Genomic DNA, 1171 nt, shown 5'->3' with positions numbered 1-1171 from the left:
TGATATGTGCTGGAAGATTCTCAGACCATGGTAACAAATCTTCTAGGAAGCTACGGTCTGTATCTTCCATATGCTTTGGTATCTCCTCCAAGAGATACTCAAAATAATCATATGGTTTAAGATTATTAGCTTTTGCTGTTTCAGCAATACTATATATCATGGCTGATGTTTTGGCACCATTGATTGTATCAATCATCTGCCAGTTCTTCTTGCCTACACAGAAACCTCTGATAGCTCGCTCACTTGCATTATTATCGATTGGTACATCGCCATCTGTGAGGAATACCTTGAGGTATTTTTCCTGGTTTAATGCATATTTAAATGCATCCTGAAGCTTACATGAGCCCGATACATTTGCCTGATTTTGTTTTAGGTACATAAACAAGGCATCCACAAGCGGTTTGATTATTGCCTGTCGTTGCTCAAGTCGTTCATTGGAAGTCAGATCCTTTAGCTTACCTTCTTCCCGGTAGATTGCCTGAATCTGCTTCATGGCAATGTATGATACGGTTCCTTTTTGGGATCCCTTTGGAATCACTTGTAGAGCCTGCTCGAATCGGCGTCTCATGTGAACCCAGCAGCCCGCAATGGTTAGGTTTTCTTTCTCTTTTTCAAGAGTGTGATAGACCTGATATCCATCGGTCACACAGATTCCACTGAAATCCTTTAGGAATTCTCTAGGATGTGAGGCATTTCTGGTGAGCTGATAATCATATAGGATTATCTGTTGTTCAGGATTCATATACCCTGAACGGTAGACCCACATATAGCTCTTGCTACCTGCAGCTCGGCCATCCTTGTTTACGAGAACCGGAGTTTCGTCGGCCTGGATTACATGATAGTCATAGATTAGCTTATGCAGATAATCATACATAACTGATATGTAGGTCTCACCAAGACGGATCATCCAGTTGGCCATGTTTTGGCGGGTGATTGCCAGACCATAGCGTTCAAACTCTTTTTCTAATCGATAAAGAGGAAACGCATTTACATACTTACCATTCATGATAGCTGCAGCAATAGATGCTGATACAGGACTTCCTTTAAGAAGAGCCTTTGGATAATCAGCTTTCACTATACGATTATCCTTCTTGCTGGCATATACACCTACATGATGCTCTGTAACTATGACCTTTGCCGGGATAAATTTATATCGCTTTGAGATTGCATC

At 41.3% G+C, this 1171-nt stretch carries 1 protein-coding gene; it reads right to left on the bottom strand.

Annotated features, from left to right (window positions below; all coding sequences use genetic code 11):
• Window positions 1-1171: IS66 family transposase (gene tnpC, locus AB5217_RS24895; protein WP_368117405.1), on the bottom strand; the 1171-nt coding region annotated here is incomplete at both ends.

Source organism: Bacteroides sp. MSSM.1001136sp1_RTP21357st2_D2_RTP21359_211015, from assembly GCF_040913205.1.
GTDB lineage: Bacteria > Bacteroidota > Bacteroidia > Bacteroidales > Bacteroidaceae > Bacteroides > Bacteroides ovatus.
Note: the sequence above shows the minus strand (reverse complement) of the source record. Positions and strands in the feature narration are given on the sequence as shown.